Below are 7,361 nucleotides of genomic sequence, written 5' to 3' on the forward strand. Positions count from 1 at the left end.
GGTAGGGTTGCAGGTCAGCTGTAGTCAGCAGGCCTGCAAGTGTATCAGCGTGGCCAGCGCAACTGTGCCGCCTGCTCGCGGGCCTTGCGGTATTCGGCATCCAGGCGGGCAACGAGTTCGTCAACGCTGGGCAAGTCATCGATCTCCCCGACGCCTTGGCCGGCAGACCACACCGTCTTCCAGGCCTTGGCCTCGTCACTGAGTGGCTTGAGCTTGGAGCCGAAGTTGACTTCACCCTTGCCTTGCAGGGCTGCGAGGTCGAAACCGGCGTTTTCCAGGCTCTGGCGCATGAAGCTGGCGGGTACGCCGGAGACCGCTGGAGTGTGCACGATGTCGGCCGCCCGCGATGTGAGCAGCATCTCTTTATAGGCATCCGGTGCATGGCTTTCGGTGGTGCCTATAAAGCGCGTGCCGAAATACGCGAGGTCAGCGCCCAATAGCTGGGCGGCCAGAATCTCGTGTCCGTGATTCAGGCAGCCGGCCAGTAGCAGGGTTTTATCGAAGAATTGGCGGATCTCGGCGATCAAGGAGAACGGGCTCCAGGTGCCGGCATGGCCACCGGCCCCGGCTGCGACCGCGATCAGGCCGTCGACACCTGCTTCTGCAGCTTTCTCTGCGTGGCGTCGGGTGGTGACGTCGTGAAACACCAGGCCGCCGTAACTGTGTACGGCATCGACCAGTTCTTTTACCGCGCCCAGGCTGGTGATGACGATCGGCACTTTATGCTCGACGCAGATCGCCAGGTCAGCCTCCAGGCGTGGGTTGCTGTTGTGCACGATCAGGTTGACGGCGTAGGGCGCGGGGTTGTCCAACTGCGCCAGGCCTGCTTCGATTTCTTCCAGCCAGGCCTTGAAGCCGCTGCTTTCGCGCTGGTTGAGCGCCGGGAAACTCCCCACCACCCCATTGCGACAGCACGCCAGGACCAGTTGCGGGTTGGAAATCAGGAACATCGGCGCAGCCACCACAGGCAGGCGCAGACGTTGTTCAAGCAAAGCAGGCAGCGACATTGGAGGTACCCCGTGTGATTGAAGTTAGAACGGTTTGACCACGACCAAAATTACGATAGCCAGCAATATCAGAACCGGCACTTCATTGAACCAGCGATAAAAGACATGGCTGCGGGTGTTTTCGCCACGGGCAAAACGTTTTACCTGCGCGCCGCACATGTGGTGGTAGCCGATCAGTAGTACGACGAGGGTGAGCTTGGCGTGGATCCAGGCGCCTGATTGAAAGATGCCTGGGTTGAGTACAAGCATCCAGATGCCGAATACCAGCGCGGCAATCATCGCCGGTCCCATGATGCCGCGGTAAAGCTTGCGCTCCATCACGCTGAAGCGTTCCTTGCTGACCGTGTCTTCGCTTTGGGCGTGATAGACGAACAGGCGTGGCAGGTAGAACAGCCCGGCAAACCAGCAGACGATACTGACGATATGGAAGGCTTTGACCCATAGATAAAGCATTTTTAGTTATTCCCAGGTTCACGGTAGCCAAGATAGTAGTGGCTCATGCGCCCATACGTCACGTTGGCGGTTGTCGCAGGACGATGCGGCCCCTATTATCGACGGCTTTCCAGTGGGTTCGTTGAGGGCAGGTTTATGGTCAAGGTCGGTATCGTCGGCGGCACGGGTTACACCGGTGTCGAATTGCTGCGTCTGTTGGCTCAGCATCCGCAGGCAGAGGTGGTGGTCATCACTTCCCGATCCGAGGCCGGGCTGGCTGTGGCCGATATGTACCCGAACCTGCGAGGCCATTATGACGGTCTGGCATTCAGCGTGCCGGACATCAAGACCCTGGGTGCCTGTGACGTGGTGTTCTTCGCCACGCCGCACGGTGTTGCCCACGCATTGGCCGGTGAACTGCTGGCGGCCGGCACCAAGGTGATTGACCTGTCCGCTGACTTCCGCCTGCAGGATGCCGATGAGTGGGCCAAGTGGTACGGCCAGCCGCACGGTGCACCGCAGTTGCTGGAGGAGGCCGTGTATGGCTTGCCGGAAGTCAATCGTGAGCAAATCAAGCAAGCGCGTCTGATTGCCGTGCCGGGCTGCTATCCGACGGCGACTCAGTTGGGTTTCCTGCCATTGCTGGAAGCTGGGCTGGCGGACACTTCGCGTTTGATCGCGGACTGCAAATCGGGTGTGAGCGGCGCCGGTCGTGGCGCGGCGGTGGGGTCGCTGTACTCCGAAACGTCGGAAAGCATGAAGGCTTATGCCGTAAAAGGGCATCGTCACCTGCCGGAAATCCGCCAGGGGTTGCGTCGTGCGGCGGGCAAGGACGTGGGCCTGACCTTCGTGCCTCACCTGACCCCGATGATCCGCGGTATTCACTCCACGTTGTACGCGACCGTGGTTGACCGCTCGGTGGACCTGCAAGCGCTATTTGAAAAGCGTTACGCCAATGAGCCGTTCGTGGACGTGATGCCGGCCGGCAGCCATCCGGAAACCCGTAGCGTGCGTGGTGCCAACGTATGCCGTATTGCCGTGCACCGCCCGCAGGATGGCGACCTGGTGGTAGTGCTGTCGGTAATCGACAATCTGGTCAAGGGCGCGTCGGGCCAAGCGGTACAGAACATGAACATTCTGTTCGGCCTGGATGAGAAGTTGGGCTTGTCCCATGCAGGCATGCTGCCTTAAGACGATTTTGTCGCTGTGCAAGAGGCCCGTTGATCGGGCCTTTTGTGTTTTTAATGGCGGCAGAGCAGATTGATATACCGTAACAATAGTTGACCGCTTTTCTAGGAGAAGCGGATAATGCCGGCCATTACGCATATGGCGGCGCTACGCCGGGAGATTATCAGCATGAGCGTTGAATCCTTCACCCCCACGGCTTTGCAATTCACCCACGGTGCTGCGCACAAGGTGAAGAGCCTGGTCGATGAAGAGGGTAATGATCGCTTGAAGCTGCGCGTATTCGTTACGGGCGGCGGTTGTTCAGGGTTTCAGTACGGTTTTACCTTCGATGAAGATGTGGCCGATGACGACACCATCGTCGAGCGCGAAGGCGTCAGTCTGGTCGTGGACCCGATGAGCTTCCAATACCTGGCAGGTGCCGAGGTGGATTATCAGGAAGGTCTGGAAGGTTCGCGTTTCGTGATCAAGAACCCTAATGCCACCACTACCTGTGGTTGTGGGTCCTCGTTCTCGATCTGATCGATAGACTGATCCAGGAAGAATGAAAAACGCCGCTTGGCTTTGATCGGCCAGGCGGCGTTTTGCTATCTGCGATTCAGGGGCGTGTCAGGCTGGGTAGATTGCTCCCAGAACCCGTAGCCCGCGTGCACCGGTAACGCTCGGGCGGTTGGCGGCGATACCTTCGAGGCAGCAATGGGCTAGCCAGGCGAAGGCCATGGCTTCGACCCAGTCGGGGTCTACGCCGTAGGTGGCGGTGCTTTCGACCTGAGTGGCGGGTAGTAACGCGGCCAGGCGCTTCATCAGTGTGGCGTTATGGGCGCCGCCGCCACAGATCAGGAGTGTCTCGGTTCCGGATTGTGCGGCTTGCAGGGATTCGACAATGGTCAGGGCTGTCAGCTCAAGCAGGGTTGCCTGTACGTCCTGGGGGTGGAGCGCGGGCAATTTGCCGAGGTGCTGTTGCAGCCATCCCAGGTTGAAGACTTCGCGCCCGGTGCTTTTCGGGCCTTTGGTCTGGAAGAAGGGATCGCTGAGCAACGTGTTGAGTAGCTGGAGCTCAATCTTGCCGCTGGCTGCCCACTGGCCGTCGCGGTCAAAGTGGTCGCCACGTTGATGGTGAATCCACGCATCCAGTAGGACGTTGCCCGGGCCGCAGTCGAAGCCGGCTACAGGCTTGCCGGTCTCGATCAGGCTGAGGTTACTGAAACCTCCCACATTTAATACGGCACGGTTACCGGTGCGCTCACCAAACAACGCTTCGTGGAAGGCGGGCACCAACGGGGCGCCCTGGCCGCCGGCGGCTACGTCGCGGCTGCGGAAGTCGCTGACCACGGTGATATTTGTCAGCTCGGTGAGCAACGCCGGATTACCGATTTGTACGGTGAAGCCCCGGGCAGGCTCATGGCGGATGGTCTGGCCATGGCTGCCGATCGCACGAATGTCCTGGGGCTTGAGGTTTTGCTGATCGAGTAGAGCGTGAATGCCTTGTGCGGCCAGGTTCACCCAGTTCTGCTGGGCAATTGCTGAGCGGGCGATTTCATCCGGCCCACTGGCGCACAAGGCGAGCAATTCGGTACGCAAGGTATCTGGCATCGGGATGTAGTGCGTGGCGATCAGCTTGATCGCCGGGCCTTGCTCGATTAAGGCGATGTCCAGGCCATCGAGGCTGGTCCCGGACATCACTCCTATATAGAGAGGCATACCTTAACGCTTCGCCGAAGCTAGCAGGGTGGAGCGCTCTTGATCCATGCGCGCCATCAACGGCTGGCTTTGTTGCAGGAAACGTGCGCGTTCGGCCTTGGCGATTGGGTCCGCCATCGGCAGCTTCTGGCCCAGTGGGTCCACGTGGACGCCATTGACCTGGAACTCATAGTGCAAGTGTGGGCCGGTCGACAGGCCAGTGGTTCCGATATAGCCAATCACCTGGCCTTGTTTCACGTTGCTGCCTGTCGATACGCCTTTGGCGAATCCTTGCATGTGGCCATACAGCGTACGGTAGGTGTTGCCGTGCTGGATGATCACCGTGTTGCCGTAACCGCCACGGCGTCCGGCCAGCAGGACTTTGCCGTCGCCGGCCGCCTTGATTGGCGTGCCGCGAGGGGCGGCGTAGTCGACGCCTTTGTGGGCGCGAATTTTGTTCAGAATTGGATGCTTGCGACCCATGGAGAAACGCGAGCTAATACGGGCGAAGTCCACCGGCGTGCGGATGAAGGCTTTGCGCATACTGTTGCCATCGGCGGTGTAGTAGCTGGTATTGCCTTGTTTGTTGGTATAGCGAACCGCGGTGTAGGTCTTGCCGCGGTTGGTGAAGCGTGCAGAAAGAATGGCGCCGGTGCCAACGACCTTGCCGTTGGCGACTTTCTGCTCATAGATCACGTCGAATTCGTCACCCTGGCGGATGTCTTGGGCGAAGTCGATGTCGTAGCCGAACACACTGGCCATGTCCATGGTCATGCTGTGGGACAGGCCGGCGCGGGCGGCCGATTGAGACAGCGAGCTATTGATTACGCCGTGCACGTAGGCGGAGCGCATCAGGGGCTTGGTGGTGATGCGGTTGAAGGCAAAGCCTCTTGCACCCTTGGTCAGGCTGATGCTTTCCAGGTCGCTGATATTGGTGTGCAGATTCTTCAGTTGTCCTGCGGGCGTCAGTTCGAATTCGAGCTTTTGGCCGTGTTTGAGCTGGGTAAATTGCTTGGCTTGTTTATCGCTGGCCAGCACGTCAGTCACGGTGGCGGCAGGCAGGCCTACCTTTTCGAACAGAGTGGATAGTGTGTCGCCTTTGGCCACGATGACTTCGCGGTGCTGGGGGTTCTTGGGGGCGACTACCGCAGGCTGTTCCTGGGTGGCTTGCTGGGTGTCCTCGGGAGTGCTTTCTATCTGTGCGAACGGGGATTCAGTTGGAGCATTTGTGGCTTGCTGTGCGTCGGAAGCGTCTTGATCTTGTGTCAGTTGTTCAACTGGGCTTTCCAGGTCAAGGCTCAGGGATGTTCGTTTGGCTTCTACGTCACTGGAAGGGAATACCAGGAGTGCCAGGCTGAGAAGAGCGGCGATGCCACTTGCTGCGAGCAAGTGGGTCTTCGGGTAAAGCGGCGGCGCTTTAGACGGTTCTGTGGTCATAAGTAATTTTGACTTTGAAGATGAAATGGAAAAGATGAATGGCATGATGAAGATGAAATAACTGTATAAAATATAACCAAATCATCTGTGGCGCAAGCTCGCGAACGCTGGGCTTGCTGAGTGGTGTCCGTGCGTAGGGCAAAACTTGTAATTAGTCCCTGATCTTGTATGGTTGGTTCCCTTTTGAATTCGAGCCTTGCGGGTCTGTTATGAAGTCGGTTGAAGAGCAGCTAGCGCTGATAAAACGTGGTGCGGAAGAACTGTTGGTCGAGGCTGAGCTGATCGAGAAGCTCAAGCGTGGTCAACCCCTGCGTATCAAGGCTGGCTTTGATCCGACGGCGCCGGATCTGCACCTGGGTCATACCGTGCTTATTAATAAGCTGCGTCAGTTCCAGGAGTTGGGGCATCAGGTCATCTTTCTCATCGGTGACTTCACCGGGATGATCGGTGATCCGAGCGGCAAGAGCGCAACACGGCCACCGCTGACCCGTGAGCAGGTTCTCGACAATGCCGAGACCTATAAGACACAGGTATTCAAGATTCTCGATCCGGCCAAGACCGAGGTGGCGTTCAACTCCACTTGGATGGACCAGATGGGGCCGGCGGACTTTATTCGCCTGACCTCTCAGTACACCGTCGCGCGAATGCTTGAGCGTGATGACTTCGACAAGCGTTACTCCACGAATCAGCCGATCGCTATTCACGAGTTTCTGTATCCGCTGGTTCAGGGGTATGACTCGGTAGCGTTGCGCGCAGACGTCGAGTTGGGCGGTACTGATCAGAAGTTCAACTTGCTGATGGGGCGTGAGCTGCAGCGTGCATACGGGCAAGAAGCTCAATGCATTTTGACCATGCCGTTGTTGGAAGGGTTGGATGGTGTCAAGAAGATGTCCAAATCCTTGGGCAACTATGTGGGCATCCAGGAGGCGCCGGGCGTGATGTACGGCAAGCTGGTTTCTATTCCGGATGCGTTGATGTGGCGTTACTTCGAGCTGTTGAGCTTCCGCTCGATGGATGAGATCAATGCATTGCGCGCTGAAGTAGAGGCGGGTGCCAATCCGCGTGATGTGAAGATCAAGTTGGCGGAAGAGATTGTTGCCCGCTTCCATGGTGAAGAGGCTGCGGCCAGTGCTCATCGTGCGGCGGGTAATCGTATGAAGGATGGCGAGTTGCCGGATGTTCTGCCGGAGATTGAGTTGATTGCTGCGGAGGCAATGCCGATTGCGGCCGTCCTTAATAAGGCGGGCCTGGTGAAGAACTCGGCGGTGGCACGTGATCTGCTGGGTTCCGGCGGTGTGCGTATAGACGGTGAGGTGGTTGATCGCACCTTTATATATGAGCTCGGCGCTACCCATGTTTGTCAGGCAGGGAAGAAGGCATTTGCGCGTATTACGCTCAAGGCTGAATAAAGCTGAAATTAGGTGTTGACGGCGAATTATATCTGTCTATAATTCGCCCCACTTCCGGCGCAGTCGAAACGGAAAATTCCTTGATAAACAACGAGTTATGAAGTTTTCGACAGCAAGGTGCTTCAGTTCATCGAAGCGGCCAGGAAGTTGAAAAAGAGGTGTTGACAGCAGCGTGTAACGCTGTAGAATTCGCCTCCCGCTGACGAGAGAT

7 protein-coding genes are annotated in these 7,361 nt (G+C 57.9%); 3 read left to right on the top strand and 4 right to left on the bottom strand.

The window, feature by feature from the left end; translation table 11 throughout:
* Positions 1–44: 44 nt before the first annotated feature.
* Positions 45–1,007, bottom strand: a complete 963-nt coding sequence (locus ACRER8_RS23745; protein WP_025857066.1) for an NAD(P)H-dependent flavin oxidoreductase — start codon at positions 1,005–1,007, stop codon at positions 45–47.
* Between the two features lie 24 nt (positions 1,008–1,031).
* A complete protein-coding gene (gene hemJ / locus ACRER8_RS23750; RefSeq protein ID WP_431748617.1) occupies positions 1,032–1,460 on the bottom strand; it encodes a protoporphyrinogen oxidase HemJ in 429 nt (142 codons plus the stop codon).
* A 135-nt stretch (positions 1,461–1,595) separates the two neighbouring features.
* Here hemJ and argC point away from each other — a divergent pair, with 135 nt between their 5' ends.
* Both argC and erpA read left to right on the top strand, forming a co-directional pair.
* Positions 1,596–2,630, top strand: coding sequence for an N-acetyl-gamma-glutamyl-phosphate reductase (gene argC, locus ACRER8_RS23755; RefSeq protein ID WP_247405766.1), 1,035 nt, complete (start codon positions 1,596–1,598; stop codon positions 2,628–2,630).
* Between the two features lie 165 nt (positions 2,631–2,795).
* Positions 2,796–3,146 (top strand): iron-sulfur cluster insertion protein ErpA, encoded by a 351-nt coding sequence (gene erpA / locus ACRER8_RS23760; RefSeq protein WP_003176443.1) that lies wholly within the window; start codon positions 2,796–2,798, stop codon positions 3,144–3,146.
* A gap of 87 nt (positions 3,147–3,233) precedes the next feature.
* Here the strand turns inward: erpA and ACRER8_RS23765 are convergent, their stop codons facing one another.
* On the bottom strand, positions 3,234–4,325 hold the full coding sequence (locus ACRER8_RS23765) for an anhydro-N-acetylmuramic acid kinase (protein WP_431748618.1): 1,092 nt from the start codon (positions 4,323–4,325) through the stop codon (positions 3,234–3,236).
* Positions 4,326–4,328: 3 nt separating this feature from the next.
* Positions 4,329–5,741, bottom strand: a complete 1,413-nt coding sequence (locus tag ACRER8_RS23770) for a peptidoglycan DD-metalloendopeptidase family protein (RefSeq protein ID WP_431748619.1) — start codon at positions 5,739–5,741, stop codon at positions 4,329–4,331.
* A 209-nt stretch (positions 5,742–5,950) separates the two neighbouring features.
* Here ACRER8_RS23770 and tyrS point away from each other — a divergent pair, with 209 nt between their 5' ends.
* Positions 5,951–7,150 (top strand): tyrosine--tRNA ligase, encoded by a 1,200-nt coding sequence (gene tyrS / locus ACRER8_RS23775; RefSeq protein ID WP_431748620.1) that lies wholly within the window; start codon positions 5,951–5,953, stop codon positions 7,148–7,150.
* Positions 7,151–7,361: the final 211 nt, after the last annotated feature.

It is taken from the genome of Pseudomonas sp., assembly GCF_050739935.1.
GTDB lineage: Bacteria > Pseudomonadota > Gammaproteobacteria > Pseudomonadales > Pseudomonadaceae > Aquipseudomonas.